Source organism: Rhodococcus sp. TAF43 (assembly GCF_052113525.1).
Classification (GTDB): Bacteria; Actinomycetota; Actinomycetes; order Mycobacteriales; family Mycobacteriaceae; genus Prescottella.
On record NZ_JBFRDL010000002.1, the window covers coordinates 1 to 20,795 of the forward strand.

A 20,795-nucleotide genomic window follows, 5' to 3' on the forward strand; every position below is an offset into this window, starting at 1 on the left:
CCCCTGGCGGCCCTTGGATGGGTCGCCGCCACGTTGCAGCAGGCCGTACCGCGCCCGGGAACACCACGGAGTGGTCCTGCTGCAGCGGGGTGAGGACGGTGTTGAAGACACCTAGCGCCAGGGCTGGTCATTTTTCAGACATGCCCTAGGTGGCATCCTTCTGTCGCGGCGGAACCTACCTGGCGTCGCGGAAGACCGGATCCCGCTTCTCGCGCCGTGCGAGGGTCGCCTCCTCGAAGTTGTCGGTCATCAGCCGGATGAGCAGCTGCCCGAGTCCCTCCTGGTTCATGTGTTGCGCCATCGACGACGCATCCAGGCTCGACCACAGCGTTCGTTTGGTCAGCTCGATGCCGGGGCGGGAGAACGACGCGATCCGCTGCGCCAGGTCGAACGCGTCGTCCAGTAGATCCTCCTGCGCGACGATGCGCGACACCAGTCCGATCCGTGCGGCCTCGTCGGCGTCGATGTCCCGGCCGGTGAGCATGATCTCGAACGCGCGCGACGATCCGATCGCGCGGGGCAGCAGGTAGCTCAGGCCCAGCTCGCTCGCGGTCAGACCGTTGTTGATGCCGGCCGCCCGGAAGTACGCCTCCGGCGCGGCCAGCCGGATGTCCGCCGCCATCGACAGACAGAAGCCGCCACCGATCGCGGCGCCGTTGACCGCCGCGATCACCGGCTGGTGCATGCGGCGCAGCGTGAGCACGACGTCGTCGAGCATCTCCATCGACCGCAGCGCGATCGACGGTCGGGTGAGCCCGTCGATGTGGGGCGGGCTGCCCGCGGACGTCTGGTCGGCGCCGGAGCAGAAGCCGTGGCCCGCCCCGGTCAGCACGAGGGCGCGCACCGAGTTGTCGCTGCTGATCGCCTCGAGCGATTCCTTGAACGGGACCATGACGTCGAACGCCATCGCGTTCATGCGTTCCGGACGGTTGAGGGTCACCAGCGCCACGTTCTCGCGCGGCCGTTCGACGAGGATGAAGCTCAACGGATCTCCTACGGTCCCGGGGGCGATTGTGCGCCGACCCTACGCCGCAGGAGCGTCCGGTGTGCCCGTTCTCGCGACCTAGATCGCGGGGTCCTCGACGGCCGCGTCCTTCCGCGCCCGGCGGCGCGAATTGATCACCGACAGCAGCAGAATGAGGAGGAACAGCCCCGCCGTGGCGATCAACTGGTCGCGGGCGTCGTCGTCGAACATCATCAGCACGGCGAACGCGGCGAGCAGTGCCAGCGTGAGGTAGCTCAGGTACGGGAACAGCCACATCTTCACGGTGAGCTTGCCCTCGCGCTCGAGCTGCGGCCGCAGCCGAAGGTGCGAGATGACGATGAACACCCAGATCACCAGCAGCGCCGCACCGACCGCGTTGAGCAGGATGCCGAGCAGGTCGTCGGGCAGCAGCCAGTTCAGCAGGACACTGACGAAGCCGAAGAACACCGACAGCACCACCGCATTGGTGGGCACGCCGGTCGTCGAGAGCTTCGCGAGCGGTGCCGGGCCGTCGTTCCGCCGGGCGAGCGAGAACGCCATCCGGGAGGTGCCGTAGACGTTCGCGTTGAACGCGGACAGCAGCGCGATCACCACGACCAGTTCCATCAGGCCGGAGACGTACGGGAGATTGGCCCGCTCGAGCACGGCGACGAAGGGGCCGTCCTGCAGGCCGGGATCGTTCCACGGCAGGACCAGGACCATGATGCCGATCGCGCCGATGTAGAAGACGCTGATCCGCCACATGACGGTGCGGACGGCCGTGGCGATCGAGCGCTCGGGGTCCTCGGACTCGGCCGCGGCGATCGTGACGATCTCGATGCCGCCGAACGCGAATGCCACGACCAGCAGGCCCGCCGCGATACCCGCGAATCCGTTGGGCATGAATCCGCCCTCACCGAGCAGGTTCGTGAATCCGACCGGATCGGTGTCCGGGAGCAGGCCGAAGACGAGCAGCACACCGACGACGAGGAAACCGATGATGGCGGCGACCTTGAGGGCCGCGAACCAGAACTCGAATTCGCCGAAGTTGCTGACCTTGGCGAGATTGACGACCGCGAAGAACGTCACGAAGACGAGGGCGATCACCCACTGCGGCACACCGGGCATCCAGTCGTTGACGATCGCCGAGGCGCCCGTGATCTCGGCGCCGAGCACCATGATCAGCATGAACCAGTACAGCCAGCCCATGACGAAGCCGGCCCATTCGCCGATGCCGATGCGCGCGTAGTGCGAGAAGGATCCGCTCGCCGGCAGCGCGGCGCCCATCTCGCCGAGCATGCGCATGACGCACACCACGACGAAACCGGCGATCACGTAGGAGATCAGGACCGCGGGGCCGGCCTTCGCGATCCCGACGCCGGTCCCGAGGAAGAGACCGGCGCCGATGGCCGACCCCAGGCCCATCATCGTCAGATGACGGACCTTGAGGCCGTGCCCTAATCGGACTGGGGTTTCGGTGGAGCTCACAAGCTGCGGATCAGTCGTTGGCGTGCAGTGCTGCGTTCAGTTCCACGCCCGTGCCCTTCCACGGCACCACCTCGACGGCGCCGGAGACGGAGTTGCGACGGAACAGGATGTTCGACTGGCCGCTCAGGTCGGCGGCCTTGACGACGGTGCCGTCCGGGCCGGTGACCTTGGTGCCGGCGGTGATGTAGAGGCCCGCCTCGACGACGCAGTCGTCGCCGAGCGAGATGCCCAGGCCGGCGTTGGCGCCGAGCAGGCAGCGCTCGCCGACGGAGATGACCTGCTTGCCGCCACCGGACAGCGTGCCCATGATCGAGGCGCCACCACCGACATCGGAGCCGTCACCGACGACGACGCCCGCGGAGATGCGGCCCTCGACCATCGAGCTGCCGAGCGTGCCGGCGTTGAAGTTCACGAAGCCCTCGTGCATGACGGTGGTGCCGCTCGCCAGGTGGGCACCCAGGCGGGCGCGGTCGGCGTCGGCGATGCGCACACCGGCCGGGACGACGTAGTCGACCATGCGCGGGAACTTGTCGACACCGAACACGGTGACCGCGCCGCGGATCCGCAGCCGCGAGCGGACCAGCTCGAAGCCGTCCACGGCGCACGGGCCGAAGTTGGTCCACACCACGTTCGCGAGCAGACCGAACTGGCCGTCGAGGTTGACGCCGTGCGGCTGCACCAGGCGGTGCGACAGGAGGTGCAGACGCAGGTAGACGTCGTGCGCGTCGACCGGCGGCGCGGACAGGTCCGTGATCGTGGTGCGCACCACGACCTGCTTGACCTCACGGGCTTCGTCGTGGCCGGCGAGCAGAGCGAGGTCCGACGGAATGTCGGTGCCCTCGAGCGCGACGGTTCCGGCGACGGTGCCGCCCTCGTACTCGCCCAGCTCGGGGGCCGGGTACCAGGTGTCGAGAACCGTGCCCGACTCGGTCACGTTGGCGACGCCTACTGCAGATGCTCCCTGTGCACTCACGGGTGCACAGGTTACGCGAGGTGTGCGAGGCCGTCCGGGGCGGTGAGCCGATTGTGATCCCGACCGCGCGTTCCGACCGGTCGGGTGCCCTGGTGGACAGGGCACCTAACCTGGAAGCCGTGAGCATCCTCGATCTGCACGCCGACCCCATCGACCTCACCACCGCGCTCGTGGACATCCCCAGCGTGTCGCAGGACGAGGGCGTCATCGCCGACGCCGTCGAGGCCGCGCTGCGCGAACAGACATCCGGGTTCGAGGTGATCCGCAGCGGCAACGCGGTGCTCGCCCGCACCGCCCGCGGGCTGCCGAGCCGGGTCATGCTCGCCGGTCACCTGGACACCGTGCCGATCGCCGACAACGTTCCGAGCCGGCGCACGACCGACGAGCGGGGCGACCTGCTGCACGGCTGCGGCACCGTCGACATGAAGTCCGGCGACGCGGTCTTCCTGCACCTGGCCGCGACGATCTCCGACTTCGCGCACGATCTGACGCTGGTGTTCTACGACTGCGAGGAGATCGCCGCGCAGTACAACGGGCTCGGACGCATCGAGCGTGACCTGCCCGAGTGGCTGGCCGCGGACGTCGCGATCCTCGGCGAGCCCACGGCCGGGTTCATCGAGGCGGGGTGTCAGGGCACGCTGCGGGTGCGCCTGACGACGTCGGGTGTGCGCGCGCATTCGGCGCGATCGTGGCTCGGCGACAACGCGATCCACAAGTTCGCCCCGGTGCTGGACCGGTTGTCGGCGTACGAGGCGCGGTCCGTGGACATCGACGGCTGTGTCTACCGGGAGGGGCTGTCCGCGGTGCGGATCGCGGGCGGGGTCGCGGGCAACGTCGTGCCCGACGCCGCCGAGATGGACGTCAACTTCCGCTTCGCGCCCGACCGCAGCGTGGAGCAGGCCGTCGAGCACGTGCGCGAGGTGTTCGAGCCGTCGGCGCTCGGCGGTCTCGAGCTCGGCTTCGAGGTCACCGACAGCTCGCCCGGCGCGTTGCCGGGTCTGTCGAACCCCGCGGCCGCGGCGCTGATCGAGGCCGCCGGCGGGCAGTATCGCGCCAAGTACGGCTGGACCGACGTATCCCGGTTCTCGGCGCTCGGTATCCCCGCGGTCAACTACGGTCCCGGCGATCCCAACCTGGCGCACAAGCGGGACGAGCACGTCCCGGTGGAGCAGATCACCGACGTCACGCGGGTGCTGCGCGGGTACCTCAGCGCGTAGGTGTGCGCCGCGGGTGAACGGCTAGCCTTGCCCGCATGGCACCAGACAGGAAGACCGGGGCCGCCCGGCGCAGTAGTTCCTCGGTGAAACACCGCGGTCCGATCATGTTGCGGCGCGACCGCAAGGTGGAGGCGACCACCACCGACCAGCGGCTCCTCGACCAGCGCGGGCCTACGGACTGGGTGCACACCGATCCGTGGCGGGTACTGCGGATCCAGAGCGAGTTCATCGAGGGCTTCGGCGCGCTCGCCGAGGTGCCGCGCGCCGTGACCGTGTTCGGGTCGGCCCGGACGGGGGAGGGCACCTCCGAGTACGCCGCCGCGCGCGAACTCGGCACGGCGCTCGCGGCGGCCGGATTCGCGATCATCACCGGCGGCGGACCCGGTGTCATGGAGGGCGCCAACCGCGGCGCCAGCGAGACCGGCGGATACTCGATCGGCCTCGGCATCGAGTTGCCGTTCGAGCAGGGACTCAACGAGTGGGTCGATCTCGGCATCAACTTCCGCTACTTCTTCGCGCGTAAGACGATGTTCGTGAAGTACTCGCAGGCGTTCATCTGCCTTCCCGGCGGATTCGGCACTCTCGACGAGCTGTTCGAGGCGCTGACGCTGGTGCAGACCCGCAAGATCACCCGGTTCCCGATCGTGCTGATCGGCACGGAGTTCTGGGGCGGGCTGATCGACTGGGTCCGCGGCACTCTCGAGCGGACCGGGAAGATCTCGCCCGGGGACGCCGATCTCATCCATGTCACCGACAGTGTCGAGGAGGCGGTCCGGATCGTCGTCGAGTCGCAGCACGGCGTGGACGAGGCGGCACTGCTGGGAGACGAGGACGAGTGGTGAGCACGAGCGACAAGAAGTTCAGCGTCTGCGTGTACTGCGCGTCGGGGCCCGTGGATCAGCAGTTCCTCCAGCTGGCATCCGAGGTGGGCACGGCGATCGGCCGCCGGGGATGGCAGTTGGTATCCGGCGGCGGCAACGTCTCGATGATGGGCGCCGTCGCGACCGCGGCCCGCGAAGCGGGCGCGTGGACCGTCGGCGTCATCCCGAAGGCGCTGGTGCACAAGGAGGTTGCGGACGTCGACGCCGACGAGCTGATCGTCACCGACACGATGCGTGAACGCAAGCGCATCATGGAGGACCGCGCCGACGCATTCATCACGCTGCCCGGTGGGATCGGCACCCTCGAGGAACTGTTCGAGACCTGGACCGCCGGATACCTCGGTATGCACGAGAAGCCGGTGGTGATGCTCGATCCCGTCGACCACTTCCGCGGACTGCTGCACTGGCTCGAGGGGCTGCGCGGTCAGGGGTTCGTCGCGCAGCGTGCACTTGACGGGCTGATCGTCACGGGCGACGTCGAATCCGCGCTGGACGCCTGCGTGCGCTGAAAACGGTTCCTGTCGAGGGGTTCCGGGGGCGGGTCGTAAAGGTTACTGTGGAGTAAGAAACGTCCCCTTTCGACCCTCCCTGCCCCTTCCGACAAGGATGCCGATGAGTTCAGACGCCACCGCTTCGACGATCAGTCTCGTGCAGCTCGCGCTGCAACTGCCGCGGATGGCGACCGAACTCCCCAGCCTGGCGCGCGGGGCGCTGGGGATGACCCGCAAGCCGGAGTCGCGCGAGTCGATCGGCCGGGTGTTCCAGGAACTGGCCCGCCGCCAGCCGGATCAGCCGTTCATTCGCTTCGAAGGCGAGTCGATCGGCTACGGGGATGCCAATTCTCGGGTCAACCGCTACGCCGACGTCCTCGTACGGCACGGCGTCCGGCGCGGCGACGTCGTCGGGATTCTCATGAAGAACCGGCCCGAGACGTTGCTGCTGACCCTGGCGGTGGTCAAACTCGGCGCGGTCGCGGGCATGCTCAACCACAATCAGCGCGCCGATGTGCTGGCGCACAGCCTGTCCGTGCTGGACAGCCGGGTGCTGGTGGTGGGGGAGGAGTGCGGCGAGGCGATCGCCTCACTGGGGAGCGAGGTGCACGCGAAGGCTGTGTTGGCCGCAGTCGATCTGGACCGACTCGCGCAGGATGCGGACTCGTCGAACCCCGCTGTGTGCGAGCACATCCGGGGCACGGAGCGTGCCTTCTACATCTTCACCTCGGGCACGACCGGATTGCCGAAGGCCAGCCTGATGAGCCACTTCCGGTGGCTCAAGAGCATGTCCGGGCTGGGCGCGATGGGAGTTCGACTGCGCCGCAACGACACTCTGTACTGTGCGTTGCCGCTGTACCACAACAACGCGTTGACGGTGTCGCTGTCGTCGGTGCTCTCCGCCGGAGCCGCGATCGCGATCGGACGCACCTTCTCCGCCTCCCGGTTCTGGGACGACGCGAAGGCCAACCGGGCCACCGCGTTCGTCTACATCGGTGAGGTCTGCCGGTACCTCCTCAACCAGCCGCCCAGGGCGAACGACCGCGACAACGGAATCCGCCTGATGGTCGGCAACGGGCTCCGGCCGGAGATCTGGACCGAGTTCACCGAGCGCTTCGGCATCGAGCGAGTCGCCGAGTTCTACGGCGCCAGCGAGTGCAACATCGCGTTCGTCAACGCCCTCGGCGTCGACCGCACCGCAGGGGTGTGCCCGCTGCCGTACGCGGTGGTGGAGTTCGACCCCGAGACCGGGCGTGCGCGCCGCGACCCGAAGGGGAGGCTGCGGCGCGTCGGCACCGGCGAGGTGGGGCTGCTGCTGTCGAAGGTGACCGATCGGGCGCCGTTCGACGGCTACACCGACCCGGAGGCCAGCGAGAAGAAGCTGGTGCGGGACGGATTCAAGGACGGCGACTGCTGGTTCGACACCGGCGATCTCGTGCGCAGCCAGGGCTTCATGCACGTCGCGTTCGTGGACCGTCTGGGTGACACGTTCCGGTGGAAGGGCGAGAACGTCGCGACCACCGAGGTGGAGGGGGCGCTGTCCGCGCACCCCGCGATCGAGCAGTCGGTGGTGTACGGCGTCGCGGTGCCCGGCACGGACGGCAAGGCGGGGATGGCGGCGGTGACGGTGCGCTCGGGTCACGCGCTCGACGGCGTTCGGCTCGCCGAGGAGCTGTACACCCGGCTGCCGGCGTACGCGATCCCCCTGTTCGTGCGTGTCGTCGACTCGCTCGAGACGACGTCGACTTTCAAGAGCCGCAAGGTGGAACTGCGCGAGGAGGGGTACTCGTCGACCGTCGACGAGCTGTACGTGCTCGCCGGCCGGGGTGAGGGTTACCGGCCCGCATACGACGGATACGTGCGTGATGTCGCCGAGGGCAATGCTCCCCGGGCGTAACGTCCTCCCGCTCATGCGACTATGGGGGCATGGCACCGCGCCCCGCCTCCGGCGACGACTCGGCCGTCTCGGCCCCCGGACACGTCCTGCCCACCCTGTGTGGCAGGCCGGTCGTGACCGATCGCGCCCTCGTGATGGCGATCGTCAACCGCACCCCGGACTCCTTCTACGACCGCGGTGCGACGTTCTCGGACGAGGCGGCGATGGCGGCGGTCGATCGCGCGGTCGCGGAGGGTGCCGATCTCGTCGACATCGGGGGCGTGAAGGCGGGCCCCGGCGCGCTCGTCGACGCCGCGGAGGAGACGCGCCGCGTGGTGCCGTTCGTGGAGGCGATCCGGGCGCGCTACCCGGACGTGATCATCAGCGTGGACACGTGGCGCAGCGAGGTCGCCCGACTCGCGTGCGGTGAGGGTGCCGACCTGATCAACGACACGTGGGCGGGGGCCGACCCCGAACTGGTGGAGGTCGCGGCCGAACTCGGTGCCGGGATCGTCTGCTCGCACACCGGGGGAGCGGTACCGCGCACGCGCCCGCACCGCGTCCGCTACACCGACGTGGTCGCCGACGTCGTCGGCGAGGTGGTCGCCGCGGCCGAACACGCGTCGCGGCTGGGGGTGCGGGCGGACTCGATCCTGATCGATCCCACCCACGATTTCGGGAAGAACACCTTTCACGGGCTCGAATTGTTGCGTCGCGTGGAAGATCTCGTTAAGACCGGATGGCCCGTGCTGATGGCGCTCAGCAACAAGGACTTCATCGGGGAGACTCTGGGTGTGGAACTGGCCGAGAGGTTGGAGGGAACCCTGGCGGCGACTGCTCTGGCGGCCGCCGGTGGGGCCCGCGTATTCCGCGTCCACGAGGTTGCCTCGACCCGGCGTGTGGTCGACATGGTCGCCGCGATCATGGGAACCAGGCAACCCGTCCGCACCGTACGGGGGTTGGCATGAGCATCACCGAAGCGTCGCGCACCTGGACGGACGCCAACAGTTGGGACCACCCGGTCTGGAGCATCGCGGAACTCGAGCGGGCCAAGGCCGGGCGCACCGTGTCGGTGGTGCTGCCGGCCCTCAACGAGGAGAAGACGGTCGCCGGTGTCGTCGACACCATCCACCCGCTGCTGGGCGGACTCGTCGACGAGCTGATCGTCCTGGACTCGGGCTCGTGCGACGCGACGGCCGAGCGCGCCGCGGCCGCCGGGGCGACGGTGATCAGCCGGGAGGACGCCGTCCCGGGACTCGCTCCGGTGCCGGGCAAGGGCGAGGTGCTGTGGCGTTCCATCGCCGCGAGCACCGGTGACCTCATCGCCTTCGTCGACTCCGACCTGGTCGAGCCCGATCCGGCGTTCGTCCCCAAGCTGCTGGGTCCGCTGCTCACGGTCGACGGGATCCATCTGGTCAAGGGCTACTACCGACGTCCGTTGCGGGTCAGCGGCACCGAGGACGCCAACGGCGGAGGGCGGGTGACCGAACTGGTGGCCCGGCCGATGCTCGCGGCGCTGCGTCCCGAACTGACGTGCGTCCTGCAGCCGCTCGGTGGCGAGTACGCCGGCACGCGTGAGCTGCTGTCGTCGGTGCCGTTCGCGCCCGGCTACGGCGTCGAGATCGGGCTGCTGCTCGACACCTACGACCGTCTCGGGCTCGGCGCGATCGGCCAGGTCAATCTGGGTGTGCGCAAGCACCGGAACCGGCCGCTGTCCGAACTCGGCGTGATGAGCCGCCAGATCATCGGCACGATGCTGCGCCGGTGCGGTGTCGAGGACACCGGCGGCGGTCTGACCCAGTTCCTGGTGGACGGAGACTCGTTCGTGCCCGCCCGGACCGACGTCGCGCTCACCGATCGGCCGCCGATGAACACGATCCGTCCCTGACTGCCGCGCGCGGCGACGTTCCTGTCGGTGGTTCGTGACAGTATCGGGGCATGCTGACGGTCCTTCTGTACCTGTTGATCATGGTGCTGGTCGGTGGCCTGCTGTACTTCGCCGCGAGCATGGTGTTCGGCCGTTCCGAGGAGTTGCCGCCGCTGCCGGCCGGCACCACCGCGACGGTGCTCCCCGCCGAGGGCGTCACCGGCTCCGACGTGCGCGCGCTCCGATTCCAGCAGACGCTGCGCGGGTACAAGGCGAGTGAGGTGGACTGGGCGCTCGACCGTCTCGGTCGGGAGATCGATTCCCTGAGAGCGCAATTGGAGACTCGGGTAGGCCCTGCGCCGGCCGATCGCGGCGAGGCCGCGGACGGGTCCGACAGTGCGGAGCCGGAGCGGTGAGCGCCGTCGGGATCGACGTCGGCGCACCGCCGGAAGAGCGGGTGCGTTGCCCCTGGGCCACCGACACCGACGGCTCCCGAATCTACAGCGACTACCACGATTTCGAGTGGGGGCAGCCGCTGCACGGCCGCGACGAATTGTTCGAGCGGCTGTGCCTCGAGGCGTTCCAGTCGGGGCTGTCCTGGATCACCATCCTGCGCAAGCGGCCGGCGTTCCGGGACGCGTTCGCGGACTTCGACCCCGAGATCGTCGCGGCCTACACGGAGTCCGACGTCGACCGCTTGCTGGGCGACGCACGGATCGTCCGGAACCGGGCGAAGATCGAGGCCGTGATCGGCAATGCCCGTGCGGTCCTGGATTTGGCCGACACCGATCTCGACACGCTGTTGTGGTCGTTCGAACCGCCGCGGCGCGCGCGGCGGTTCGAGCGAGTCGACGATGTTCCGGCGGTCACGCCCGAGTCCACCTCGATGGCCAAGGAACTGAAACGTCGGGGCTTTCGTTTCGTGGGCCCTACCACGGCATATGCGCTCATGCAGGCCACCGGGATGGTCGACGACCACATCGCGGCGTGCTGGGTGGAACCCGGCCTGTGACGCTGTCTGATTCGGGTGGTTTTGTGCCTCAGCTTCCCGGCAACCCACTCGATAGGGAAGAATGGACTCCAGAGCCTCGCTAATTGCTGGCGAGGTATCCACGGTAACCCGAGGCGCTAGAAAAGTCCGGCGCAGATTTGGAGGGAGCAGAGGATGGCGGCCATGAAGCCCCGGACCGGGGACGGTCCCCTCGAGGCAACCAAAGAGGGACGAGGAATCGTCATGAGGGTTCCACTCGAGGGCGGTGGACGTCTGGTCGTCGAACTCACCCCGGAGGAAGCAGCAGCGCTCGGGGACGAACTCAAGGGTGTCACCAGCTAGCGGATCAACCCTCTTCGGCGTTCCGGCCGGGTCGGCAAGACGACCCGGCCGGAGACGTTGATGCGTGATCGGACGAACGGGTGATCTCCGGAAAGGGCACGGCGGTACAGGTGCTGGCGGATGTGTGCGCGCTACTCGCGTGCCCGCAGTGCGGCGACGAGTTGGATCTGGCCGATCGTGCCCTGGTGTGCGCGCGTGGCCACAGCTTCGACATCGCGCGGCAGGGATACGTCACGTTGCTGACCGGTGCCGCGACCAAGTTCACCGGGGACAGCCCCGAGATGATCGCTGCGCGCTGCGATTTCCTCGACGCAGGGCACTTCGACCCGCTCATGACCGCGGTCGCCGAGGCCGTCGTGCAGACGACGGACGACGGTGTCGATCCCCGCATCCTCGAGATCGGTGCCGGCACCGGGCATTATCTCGCCCGCGTCCTGGACGCGTCGGCGTCCGCGCAGGGCATCGGGCTCGACGTCTCCAAGCCCGCGGCGCGGCGACTGGCCCGGGCGCATCCGCGTGCCGCCGCCGTCGTCGCCGATGTGTGGCGGCAACTGCCCGTGCAGGACGCCGCCCTCACTCATGTCCTCTCGATCTTCGCGCCGCGCAACGCCGCCGAGATCGACCGGGTTCTGACGGACGGGGGCACCCTCGTCGTGCTCACACCCACGGACCGGCACCTCGTCGAGCTCGTGGAGCTGCTCGGCATGGTCAGGGTCGACGACCGCAAGGTCGAGCGGCTGGGAGAGACCGTCGCCGGACGGTTCGAACGGGTTCACCGCACGCCCGTCGAGACCCGGATGATGCTCTCGCACCGGGATCTCGAGAACCTCGTGGGAATGGGGCCGTCCGCCCGTCATCTCACGGCCGAGCGCCGAACCGATGCGATCGCGGCGCTGCCCCAACCGTTCCCGGTGACGGCATCGGTGGTCGTCTCGACCTATCGGCGGTCGAGGACCTCGGTGTAGACGTCCAGGGTCTGCTGCGCGATACGGGCCCACGAGAACTCCGCCGTCGCCCGCAGCCGGCCCGCCCGCCCCATCTCCGCGGCTCGGTCCGGATCGGTCGCCACCTCGTTGACGGCTGCCGCAAGCGCGTGCTCGAACGCCCCCGGCTCGTACGAGTTGTAGTGGACCAGCCGACCGGTGACGCCGTCCTCCACCACTTCGGGAATCCCGCCGACGTCGGAGGCGACCACCGCGGTTTCGCACGCCATGGCCTCGAGGTTCACGATCCCCAACGGTTCGTACACCGACGGGCACACGAATACCGTCGCGGCGGAGAGCATTTCCCGCACCTGCGTGGTGGGGAGCATGTCCCGGATCCAGAAGACCCCGCCGCGTCGCGCGGTGAGGCGCGCGACGGCCGCCTCGGTTTCCGCGGCCAACTCGGCGGTGTCGGGTGCACCCGCGCACAACACCAGCTGGATCGCCGGGTCGAAGTCGTGTGCCGCGGCGACCAGATGGCCGAGCCCCTTCTGCCGGGTGATCCGTCCGACGAAGACCACGATGGGCCGCGCGGGATCGATGCCGTGTGTCGCCAGCACCGAGACGGCGTTCGGCTCGGCCGGACCGGGATACCACGCGCCGGCGTCGATGCCGTTGTGCACCACGTGCACCCGGGCCGGATCGATCGCCGGATACGTGTCGAGGACGTCGGCACGCATGCCCGCGCTGACCGCGATCACCGCGTCGGCGTGCTCCATCGCGTTGCGCTCGGACCACGATGACACCCGGTAGCCGCCACCGAGCTGCTCGGCTTTCCACGGCCGCCGCGGCTCCAGGGAGTGCGCGGTGACGATGTGCGGGACGTCGTAGAGTTCGCCCGCCAGATGCCCGGCGAGACCGGTGTACCAAGTGTGCGAGTGCGCGACGTCGGCGCCGCCCACGGCGTACGCCATCCGCAGTTCGGCCGACAGGGTGCTCAGGGCCGGATTGGCGCCGGCGAGGGCGGGATCGGGGCCGTGGACGAACGCACCGTCGCGGGGCGCACCCATGCAGTGCACGTCGACATCGCACAGCCGCTGCAGGTGGGTGACCAGTTCGGTGACGTGGACACCGGCGCCACCGTAGATCTCCGGGGGGTACTCCTTCGTCATCATCGCGACCCGCACCGGCTAAACGTAACCGCCGGAACCCGTTCCGGCCAGCACGACCCCGCCTGTTCGGGGCAATGCTGGCGGCGGTCGGGGCTGGCCGATAGGTTGACGGGTGTGAGGAGTCAGCCCCATGTGCTCGGGATCGTGCTCGCCGGTGGCGAGGGTAAGCGCTTGTACCCGCTCACCGCTGACCGCGCCAAGCCCGCAGTCCCCTTCGGTGGCGCCTACCGCCTCATCGACTTCGTGCTCAGCAATCTGGTGAATGCGGGGTACCTACGGATCTGCGTGCTCACCCAGTACAAGTCGCATTCCCTCGACCGGCACATCTCGCAGACGTGGCGGCTGTCCGGATTCGCCGGCGAGTACATCACCCCGGTACCTGCGCAGCAGCGGTTGGGCCCCCGCTGGTACACGGGCAGCGCCGACGCGATCTTCCAATCCCTCAACCTGGTCTACGACGAGGATCCCGAGTACATCGTCGTCTTCGGTGCCGACCATGTGTACCGGATGGATCCCGAGCAGATGGTGCAGCATCACATCGACTCGGGCGCGGGGGTCACCGTCGCCGGGATCCGGGTACCGCGCAGCGAAGCGTTCGCGTTCGGATGCATCGACAGCGACGAGACCGGCCGGATCACCCAGTTCCTCGAGAAGCCCGCACACCCGCCGGGAACGCCCGACGACCCCAATGTGACGTTCGCCTCGATGGGCAACTACGTCTTCACCACGAAGGTTCTCGTCGACGCGATCCGCGCCGACTCCGAGAACTCCGATTCCGACCACGACATGGGCGGCGACATCATTCCGGCGCTCGTCGACGCCGGGCTCGCGTCGGTCTACGACTTCAAGAACAACGTGGTCCCCGGCGCGACGGACCGTGACCGCGGGTACTGGCGGGACGTGGGCACCATCGACGCGTTCTACGACGCGCACATGGACCTCGTCTCCGTCCATCCGGTGTTCAACCTCTACAACCGGCGCTGGCCGATCCGGGGCGGTGCCGAGAACCTGGCGCCGGCGAAATTCGTCAAGGGCGGACTGGCACAGGAGTCCGTCGTCGGTGCCGGGTCGATCCTGTCCGCGGCCACCGTCCGGAACTCGGTGCTCAGCTCCAACGTCATGGTCGAGGACGGCGCCACCGTCGAGGGCAGCGTCCTGATGCCCGGCGTCCGGGTCGGCAAGGGTGCCGTGGTACGCCGCGCCATCCTCGACAAGAACGTCGTGGTCGGCGAGGGCGAGATCATCGGTGTCGACCTCGAACGGGACCGCCAACGGTTCGCCGTCAGCAACGGCGGCGTCGTCACGATCGGAAAGGGCGTGTGGATCTAGCCGCCGCCGGACCGCGCGTCCAGGCCGGTGGCCTGGGCGTCAGTGCCGGGCGGCGCAGAGCAGACCGTCGCCCACCGGGAACAGCACGCGGGTGAGCCGGTCGTCGTCGGCGATGGTCCGCGCGGCCTCCCGGACCGCGACCGTGGTGGCATCGCGCTGGCCCGGATCGGCCACACGGCCGCCCAGCAGCGCGTTGTGGAGCACGATCACGCCACCCGGGCGCAGCAACCGCACGCCCTCACGGACGAAGTGCGGGTGGTCGGCAGGGCAGTTGTCGACGAACACCAGGTCGTAGGCCGAATCGGCGAGGCGCGGCAGAACATCGAGGGCGCGGCCGTTGATCAGGCGGGTCCGGGACGGCGCGATGCCGGCCACTCGGAACGCCTGCTTGGCGGCACGCTGATGTTCGGGTTCGCTGTCGATCGTGGTGAGGACGCCGTCCTCGCGCATGCCACGGAGCAGCCACAACCCGCTGACGCCGGCGCCGGTTCCGACCTCGACAACGGTCTTCGCATCGAGCATCCTGGTGAAGAGCGCGAGTGCGGCACCGACCGGCGCAGGTACCGGCTCGGCACCGAGTTCCGCGGCTCGGTCCCGTGCGGTGGTCAGCATCTCGTCCTCGAGGATCGTGTCCTCGGTGTGGGTGAGAATCCGTTCGGCGTTCGTGTGCACGCAATAGAGGCTAGCCGCGCCGCGTTCCCGATTCCTCGAGGCTCGCTCGTCTGGACCCGTCGAGGCTCGCCTCGGCGCCATTGTGAGGCCCACCTCGGTGACATCGCGAGGCTCGCCTCGGCAGAATTCTCAGCCCCCGCTCAGCTTGTTCATAGTGCGCACATATCGGGGTACGACAGGCTGAGTGCAACGCCGGACGACTAGACCGCACGGCGTGAAGATCACGCTCCTCGCGGGCGGTGGGAACAATTCCGAGTTCTCGGTAGTTGAACCTCCGCAATCCCGTGTCTCGTGATCAGCGGTCCTGAGTAGGAGGATCCACCCATCCTGATGATCAATGCCGAACGCACACCCACCGACACCGCCGAAGGAATCGCGGCGGGCACAGATTCTGGTGTGTCCGCAGTCGGCATCGATGTCGAATGCCCCGAACCGACCGGCACGGCCGCGTTCGACGCTACGGGTGACCGGGCCGCGATGCCGTCGTGGGACGAGTTGGTCCGCGAGCACGGCGACCGCGTCTACCGGCTGGCCTACCGCCTCTCGGGCAACGCGCAGGACGCCGAGGACCTGACGCAGGACACGTTCATCCGTGTCTTCCGGTCGCTGCAGAACTACCAGCCCGGCACGTTCGAGGGTTGGCTGCACCGGATCACCACGAACCTCTTCCTGGACATGGTGCGTCGTCGCAACCGCATCCGGATGGAGGCGCTGCCCGAGGACTACGACCGGGTCCCGTCGGATTCGCCGAACCCCGAGCAGATCTACCACGACGCGCGTCTGGCACCCGACCTGCAGTCGGCGCTGGATTCGCTGGCTCCCGAGTTCCGTGCCGCGGTGGTCCTGTGTGACATCGAGGGACTGTCGTACGAGGAGATCGGTGCGACACTGGGAGTCAAGCTGGGTACTGTTCGCAGCAGGATTCATCGCGGACGACAGGCATTGCGTGACCACCTGGCCGCGAATGGGAAGGTTGACTCCGATCAGATCGGTGTCGGGTAGTGGTGCAGGAGGGTTTGATGACGCAGGCGCGCAGACCTCGTCAGTTCGGCTCCACTGAACACCTGGCGAGCGAGGCGATCGCCTCGTACGTGGACGGCGAACTCCGCATGAATGCGTATCTGCGTGCCTCCCAGCACCTGGCCTTGTGTCCCGACTGCGCCGCGGAGGTCGATGCCCAGCAGCAGGCGCGGATCGCGCTGCGGCATGCCGGCGAGGTCGCCATGCCCAGTTCCCTGCTCGGTCTGCTGAGCCAGATTCCGCGCTGTCACGTGCCCGACCCCGAGGACACGCCCGCACGGGATTCCGCTCCGGGCATCATCTCGTTCGACCGGGACAGCGACATTTCCCGTCGCTGGCCGTTCCGTCGGCGCCGCTGACGGTGCCTCCCGGCACACCGCTGTCCTGATCGGTGATACTGGCATGCGTGACTGACGCACACGAGGGGGACATGCGCGCGTGACGGCTGATTCGAGCACGCCGGGGACGGCTGACGGCGACACCCCGGACACCGGCGGGCACGCGGGTTCCGCCCGTCAAGACGGGCCGCGGCTGGCTCCCCGCCCTGTGTATCGCCCCGACGTCGACCCCACGGCACAACACGCGTTCGGGCGTCCCGCGGGCGTGAGCGGTTCCTTCGTGCCGGAGGCCGAGCACCGCGCCACCGGCGCGCCCACGCTCCGCCTCGGTGCGCCCGACGCGGTCATGGCGGAGGCGTTCGGTCGTCCCGCCGGTGAGCCACATTCGCTGCAGCGCGGCCCCGAGGGCCCACCCGACGTCCCCGAGGACGCACCGGACGGCGATCCGTGGCGCGATCCCGAGGCCCCCGTCCGGCTCGGCGCTCCAGCCGAGGCCGCCACCGGTCCCGCGCCGCTGTCGGACGCCCCCAAGCTCGGCATCCGTGACGTCCTGTTGGGCGAACGCATCGAACGGAAGGCGCTCGTGGCCCTGGCGGCCACCGCGCTCGCGATCGGCCTGGTGGGCGGCCTGATCGCCACCGCGGTCACGTCGGACCGGGGGTCCCTCACGAGCGATCGGGTGACGCTGTCGCAGTCCGGCGGCGGCGAAGACGCCCCGCAGGGGCAGATCGCCACCGTCGCCGACGCCGTCCTGCCGTCGGTGGTGTCGATCCAGGTGGCACAGGGTGATCAGTCCGGAACCGGTTCGGGCGTCGTCGTCGACGGCGCGGGCTACGTCGTCACCAACAATCACGTCATCTCGATGGCCGCGACCAATCCGGGGGACTCGACGATCCGCGTCACGTTCTCCGACGGCACGAAGGTGCCGGCGCAGATCGTCGGCCGCGACATCAAGACCGACCTCGCGGTCCTCAAGACCGAGGCGGAGAACCTGACTGTCGCCGACCTCGGCCGGTCCGACGACGTGCGGGTGGGCCAGGACGTCGTGGCGGTCGGCTCCCCGCTGGGTCTGAACAAGACCGTGACCCGGGGCATCGTGAGCGCACTCCAGCGTCCGGTGCGGCTCAGCGGCGAGGGCACCGACACCGACGCCGTGATCGACGCCGTCCAGACCGACGCCGCGATCAACCCCGGCAACTCGGGTGGCCCCCTCGTCGACATGGAGGGCCGCGTGATCGGCATCAACTCGGCGATCCGATCCGAGAGCGGCGGCTCGGTGGGTCTCGGCTTCGCCATCCCGATCGACGACGTCACGGCGGTCGCGCAGGAACTGATCCGCAACGGCGTGATGCACCATCCGGAGATCGGCGTCAACGCCCGCACGGTCATCAACGACGCGACCAGCGGTGCCCAGGTCGCCAACGTGCAGTCCGGAAGTCCGGCGGAGGAAGCCGGCATCGTCGAGGGCGACGTGATCGTCAAGGTCGGTGATCGGACCGTGGCGAGCGCCGACGAGCTGGTCGTGGCCGTGCACGACCAGACGGTCGGTCAGCAGGTTCAGGTGCAGCTGGTCCGCTCCGGGCGGCTCGTCGACGTCCAGGTGACGCCCACATCGGACTGATGTGAGCGTCCAGTATGTGACGGGCATGTGATATTTGCGGATCACACGAGCGATTCCGGCGTCGGGCACGTACTCTGAACCCGTGTTTGGCAACATCGGCTGGGGCGAGTTCATGGTGCTCCTCATCGCAGCGCTCGTGATCCTCGGACCCGAGCGGCTTCCTGGCGCCGTCAGCTGGGTCACCAAGACGATGCGTCAGGTCCGGGACTACGCGGGCGGCGCCAGCCAGCAACTCAAGGACGAGCTGGGACCGGAGTTCGACGATCTCCGCAAGCCGCTGTCCGACCTCAACCAGCTGCGCGGCATGACGCCGCGCGCGGTCATCACCAAGCACCTGCTCGACGGTGACGACTCGATCATCAGCGGGACCTTCGGCGGCAAGCCCTTCGCGAACGGGTCCACGGGCCCGTCGTTGTCGAAGCAGGCGCCCTCGTCGCCGCCCCTCGCGGCGAACGAGCGCCCGCCGGTCGACCCGGACGCCACGTAGCCGACCGGCCGCCACGTACACACGAGTAGGGCCCCCACGGCCTGCCCGCCACCCGAGCCGAACACCTCCATACGGGTGCCGTCGGGCAGTTCCATCCACGACATGTTCTCCACGACACCGGCGATGCGCTGGCGGGTCTGCAGCGCGATCGCGCCGGCCCGCTCGGCGACCTCGGCCGCGGCCTGCTGGGGCGTCGTGACGACGAGGATCTCGGCGCCGGGGATGAGCTGTGCGACGGAGATCGCGACGTCACCGGTGCCGGGCGGCAGGTCCAGCAGCAGCACGTCGAGATCGCCCCAGAAGACGTCCGCGAGGAACTGCTGCAGCGCGCGGTGCAGCATCGGTCCGCGCCACACGACCGGGGTGTTGCCCTGGGTGAACTGGGCGATCGAGATCAGCTTCACGTCGTGGGACTGCGGCGGCATGATCATCCGCTCCACCTGGGTGGGCTTGGCATCGGTGCCGAGCATGCGGGGCACGGAGTGGCCGTAGATATCGGCGTCGAGCACGCCCACCGACAGGCCCTTCGCGGCCATGGCCGCAGCGAGATTCACTGTGACGCTGGACTTTCCGACGCCACCCTTGCCGGACGCGACCGCGTAGACGCGGGTGAGCGAGCCGGGCTGGGCGAACGGGATCACCGGCTCGGTGGTGTCGCCGCGGAGCGAGCGGCGCAGCTCGGTCCGCTGCTCGTCGCTCATCACGTCGAGGTCGACGCGGATCGTGCCCGCGCCCTCGACGTCCGCGACGGCCTTGGTCACGCGTTCGGTGATCTCGGTACGCAGCGGGCAACCCGCGGTGGTGAGGTAGATGCCGATGTCGACACTGCCGTCGTCGCCGATCTCGATGCTCTTGACCATCCCGAGTTCCGTGATGGGTTTACGGATCTCGGGGTCCTGCACCCGCGACAGTGCGGTGCGGACGGCGGTCTCGCTCAGGGCTGCCATGCCCCCATGGTAGGCGGCGCCGTTATGCGACCGGGCCCGGTGGGGGTGCGGGTGCCTCCGCCGGTGCGGCGGGCGGGCAGAAGACGAGGCACGGCAGCGGCGGAAGCCCGGGGATGACGGGGAGGGGCATGGGCGCGGGCGCAGGTGCGGGGACCTGCTCGGCAGGCGGTGCCGCGGGTGCGGTGGGCGGTGTGGCCGACGTGGACTCGGGAGCCACGGCGGCCACCGATGCCGCCTCCGAATCGGGGGACCGCTCGGGCGGTGCGGGGGTGACGGGAACCGACGGGGCGGCTGTTCCGCCGGTCCGATAGGCCGCCGACCATCCGAGGACGTTCGCCATGTACGAGGCCGAGTTGTTGTAGCGCAGCACGGCGCGCGACGCCTGGGCCGGGTCGTTCAGATCGAGGCCGCCGGCACACAGGTACCGCGCCGCCGCGAGGGAGGCGTCGAAGACATTGTTGGGGTCCGCGACGCCGTCGCCGTTGCCGTCCGACGCGTAGCGCGCCCAGGTGCTCGGAATGAACTGCATCGGCCCGACGGCGCGGTCGTGCGTCGGATCACCGTCGAGCAGACCGCGATCGGTGTCGGTGATGATCTCGTTGCCGGCCAGGTGTCCGTTGAGGGTGGGGCCGAGGATCGGTGTGACGGTGGTGCCGGCCGCGTCGGTCTGGCCGCCACCCGCGTGGCCGGATTCGATCTTCCCGATGCCGGCGAGGAGGTTCCACTGCAGTCCGCAACCCGGCTGGGTGCTCGCCATCGTCAGCTCGGCCGACCGGTAGGCGTTGAGGACGATCTCCGGGATGCCGAGCGGGCCGACCACCACGGGGACCGGGACCGAGCGCGGCGCGGCGCCGGGCAGCAGGCTCGCCGGGTCCGGGATCGTCGGCGTCGCGGCCGGCTTCGCGGTGCGCAGTTGACGCTCGGGCCGGGGTGCGGCGGGGACCAGCCCCACGGTGGGGATGAGGGCGGCCTGCGCGGCCGGAGGCTCGGTGGTGGGATCCAGGTCGTGGGTCGCCGCGGCCGACGCGGACTCGGTGGGGGGAGCCTCGAACACGCCACCTATCGATGACGCTGCTGTCACGAATCCGGCAAGGACGAGGGCCGACACTCCGACAGTTCCACGCACACGCACTCGACAACCCCTCCTTGCAGGAACCCTGCATCCACGCTCACGTACCTCGTTCCGAGCGTTCCGT

At 69.1% G+C, this 20,795-nt stretch carries 21 protein-coding genes and 1 pseudogene; 15 read left to right on the forward strand and 7 right to left on the reverse strand.

Going from position 1 to position 20,795, the window contains the following annotated elements:
- Window positions 1-175: 175 nt before the first annotated feature.
- From AB4Z09_RS01470 to dapD, 3 genes are all read right to left on the reverse strand, one after another.
- The gene (locus AB4Z09_RS01470; RefSeq protein ID WP_174909115.1) at window positions 176-985 is read right to left on the reverse strand and encodes an enoyl-CoA hydratase; all 810 of its coding nucleotides are present in this window, start codon (window positions 983-985) and stop codon (window positions 176-178) included.
- A 78-nt stretch (window positions 986-1,063) separates the two neighbouring features.
- Window positions 1,064-2,452, reverse strand: coding sequence for an amino acid permease (locus AB4Z09_RS01475; RefSeq protein WP_174909117.1), 1,389 nt, complete (start codon window positions 2,450-2,452; stop codon window positions 1,064-1,066).
- Between the two features lie 10 nt (window positions 2,453-2,462).
- The gene (dapD, locus tag AB4Z09_RS01480; protein WP_114718439.1) at window positions 2,463-3,425 is read right to left on the reverse strand and encodes a 2,3,4,5-tetrahydropyridine-2,6-dicarboxylate N-succinyltransferase; all 963 of its coding nucleotides are present in this window, start codon (window positions 3,423-3,425) and stop codon (window positions 2,463-2,465) included.
- A 119-nt stretch (window positions 3,426-3,544) separates the two neighbouring features.
- Here dapD and dapE point away from each other — a divergent pair, with 119 nt between their 5' ends.
- The 10 genes from dapE (at window position 3,545) to AB4Z09_RS01530 (ending at window position 12,055) form a co-directional block, all read left to right on the forward strand.
- A complete protein-coding gene (dapE, locus tag AB4Z09_RS01485) occupies window positions 3,545-4,642 on the forward strand; it encodes a succinyl-diaminopimelate desuccinylase (protein WP_114718575.1) in 1,098 nt (365 codons plus the stop codon).
- A 35-nt stretch (window positions 4,643-4,677) separates the two neighbouring features.
- Entirely contained in the window at window positions 4,678-5,484 is an 807-nt protein-coding gene (locus tag AB4Z09_RS01490; protein WP_174909123.1) for a TIGR00730 family Rossman fold protein, read from the forward strand.
- Complete coding sequence (locus tag AB4Z09_RS01495; RefSeq protein ID WP_114718441.1) at window positions 5,478-6,032, forward strand: TIGR00730 family Rossman fold protein; 555 nt, start codon at window positions 5,478-5,480, stop codon at window positions 6,030-6,032. The genes AB4Z09_RS01490 and AB4Z09_RS01495 overlap by 7 nt, the downstream gene beginning before the upstream one ends.
- A gap of 103 nt (window positions 6,033-6,135) precedes the next feature.
- The gene (locus AB4Z09_RS01500) at window positions 6,136-7,911 is read left to right on the forward strand and encodes a long-chain-acyl-CoA synthetase (RefSeq protein ID WP_174909127.1); all 1,776 of its coding nucleotides are present in this window, start codon (window positions 6,136-6,138) and stop codon (window positions 7,909-7,911) included.
- Window positions 7,912-7,940: 29 nt separating this feature from the next.
- Window positions 7,941-8,858: a dihydropteroate synthase gene (gene folP, locus AB4Z09_RS01505; protein ID WP_174909129.1), complete on the forward strand. Its 918-nt coding sequence runs from the start codon at window positions 7,941-7,943 to the stop codon at window positions 8,856-8,858.
- Complete coding sequence (locus AB4Z09_RS01510; RefSeq protein ID WP_114718444.1) at window positions 8,855-9,778, forward strand: glucosyl-3-phosphoglycerate synthase; 924 nt, start codon at window positions 8,855-8,857, stop codon at window positions 9,776-9,778. The genes folP and AB4Z09_RS01510 overlap by 4 nt, the downstream gene beginning before the upstream one ends.
- Before the next feature lie 50 nt (window positions 9,779-9,828).
- Window positions 9,829-10,173 (forward strand): DivIVA domain-containing protein, encoded by a 345-nt coding sequence (locus AB4Z09_RS01515; protein ID WP_114718445.1) that lies wholly within the window; start codon window positions 9,829-9,831, stop codon window positions 10,171-10,173.
- Window positions 10,170-10,769 carry a DNA-3-methyladenine glycosylase I gene (locus AB4Z09_RS01520; protein ID WP_254622857.1) on the forward strand — a complete coding sequence of 200 codons (600 nt, stop codon included), beginning with the start codon at window positions 10,170-10,172 and terminating at the stop codon, window positions 10,767-10,769. The genes AB4Z09_RS01515 and AB4Z09_RS01520 overlap by 4 nt, the downstream gene beginning before the upstream one ends.
- 153 nt (window positions 10,770-10,922) lie before the next feature.
- Window positions 10,923-11,090, forward strand: coding sequence for a DUF3117 domain-containing protein (locus AB4Z09_RS01525; protein WP_003931055.1), 168 nt, complete (start codon window positions 10,923-10,925; stop codon window positions 11,088-11,090).
- 110 nt (window positions 11,091-11,200) lie between these two features.
- Entirely contained in the window at window positions 11,201-12,055 is an 855-nt protein-coding gene (locus AB4Z09_RS01530) for a putative RNA methyltransferase (protein ID WP_174914555.1), read from the forward strand.
- Here AB4Z09_RS01530 and glgA read toward each other — a convergent pair.
- Window positions 12,028-13,200, reverse strand: coding sequence for a glycogen synthase (gene glgA / locus AB4Z09_RS01535; RefSeq protein WP_174909131.1), 1,173 nt, complete (start codon window positions 13,198-13,200; stop codon window positions 12,028-12,030). The genes AB4Z09_RS01530 and glgA overlap by 28 nt on opposite strands.
- 99 nt (window positions 13,201-13,299) lie before the next feature.
- Between glgA and glgC the strand changes: the two genes are divergently transcribed.
- Window positions 13,300-14,514, forward strand: coding sequence for a glucose-1-phosphate adenylyltransferase (glgC, locus tag AB4Z09_RS01540; protein ID WP_114718447.1), 1,215 nt, complete (start codon window positions 13,300-13,302; stop codon window positions 14,512-14,514).
- A gap of 39 nt (window positions 14,515-14,553) precedes the next feature.
- On the opposite strand, the gene AB4Z09_RS01545 is transcribed toward glgC, so the two are convergent.
- Complete coding sequence (locus AB4Z09_RS01545) at window positions 14,554-15,186, reverse strand: O-methyltransferase (protein WP_174909133.1); 633 nt, start codon at window positions 15,184-15,186, stop codon at window positions 14,554-14,556.
- Between the two features lie 330 nt (window positions 15,187-15,516).
- Here AB4Z09_RS01545 and sigE point away from each other — a divergent pair, with 330 nt between their 5' ends.
- The 4 genes from sigE to tatB all read left to right on the forward strand — a co-directional run bounded on the left by sigE (window position 15,517) and on the right by tatB (window position 18,652).
- Complete coding sequence (gene sigE, locus AB4Z09_RS01550) at window positions 15,517-16,188, forward strand: RNA polymerase sigma factor SigE (protein ID WP_114718449.1); 672 nt, start codon at window positions 15,517-15,519, stop codon at window positions 16,186-16,188.
- Between the two features lie 17 nt (window positions 16,189-16,205).
- Window positions 16,206-16,565, forward strand: coding sequence for an RNA polymerase subunit sigma-70 (locus AB4Z09_RS01555; protein WP_174909134.1), 360 nt, complete (start codon window positions 16,206-16,208; stop codon window positions 16,563-16,565).
- A 79-nt stretch (window positions 16,566-16,644) separates the two neighbouring features.
- Window positions 16,645-18,165, forward strand: a complete 1,521-nt coding sequence (locus tag AB4Z09_RS01560) for a S1C family serine protease (RefSeq protein ID WP_174909136.1) — start codon at window positions 16,645-16,647, stop codon at window positions 18,163-18,165.
- An 82-nt stretch (window positions 18,166-18,247) separates the two neighbouring features.
- Complete coding sequence (tatB, locus tag AB4Z09_RS01565; protein WP_442239023.1) at window positions 18,248-18,652, forward strand: Sec-independent protein translocase protein TatB; 405 nt, start codon at window positions 18,248-18,250, stop codon at window positions 18,650-18,652.
- 28 nt (window positions 18,653-18,680) lie between these two features.
- Here the strand turns inward: tatB and AB4Z09_RS01570 are convergent.
- Both AB4Z09_RS01570 and AB4Z09_RS01575 read right to left on the reverse strand, forming a co-directional pair.
- Window positions 18,681-19,599: pseudogene (locus AB4Z09_RS01570) on the reverse strand (P-loop NTPase); the annotation flags it as partial.
- Window positions 19,600-19,621: 22 nt separating this feature from the next.
- The gene (locus tag AB4Z09_RS01575; protein ID WP_254622858.1) at window positions 19,622-20,653 is read right to left on the reverse strand and encodes a lytic transglycosylase domain-containing protein; all 1,032 of its coding nucleotides are present in this window, start codon (window positions 20,651-20,653) and stop codon (window positions 19,622-19,624) included.
- Between the last annotated feature and the right edge of the window lie 142 nt (window positions 20,654-20,795).

What these genes read in the sequence shown, in the direction of transcription:
- AB4Z09_RS01490 (WP_174909123.1), top strand. Translation starts at nt 4,678, where the DNA reads ATGGCACCAGACAGGAAGACCGGGGCCGCCCGGCGCAGTAGTTCCTCG.
- AB4Z09_RS01500 (WP_174909127.1), top strand. Translation starts at nt 6,136, where the DNA reads ATGAGTTCAGACGCCACCGCTTCGACGATCAGTCTCGTGCAGCTCGCG.
- folP (WP_174909129.1), top strand. Translation starts at nt 7,941, where the DNA reads ATGGCACCGCGCCCCGCCTCCGGCGACGACTCGGCCGTCTCGGCCCCC.
- AB4Z09_RS01510 (WP_114718444.1), top strand. Translation starts at nt 8,855, where the DNA reads ATGAGCATCACCGAAGCGTCGCGCACCTGGACGGACGCCAACAGTTGG.
- AB4Z09_RS01515 (WP_114718445.1), top strand. Translation starts at nt 9,829, where the DNA reads ATGCTGACGGTCCTTCTGTACCTGTTGATCATGGTGCTGGTCGGTGGC.
- AB4Z09_RS01525 (WP_003931055.1), top strand. Translation starts at nt 10,923, where the DNA reads ATGGCGGCCATGAAGCCCCGGACCGGGGACGGTCCCCTCGAGGCAACC.
- sigE (WP_114718449.1), top strand. Translation starts at nt 15,517, where the DNA reads ATGATCAATGCCGAACGCACACCCACCGACACCGCCGAAGGAATCGCG.
- AB4Z09_RS01555 (WP_174909134.1), top strand. Translation starts at nt 16,206, where the DNA reads ATGACGCAGGCGCGCAGACCTCGTCAGTTCGGCTCCACTGAACACCTG.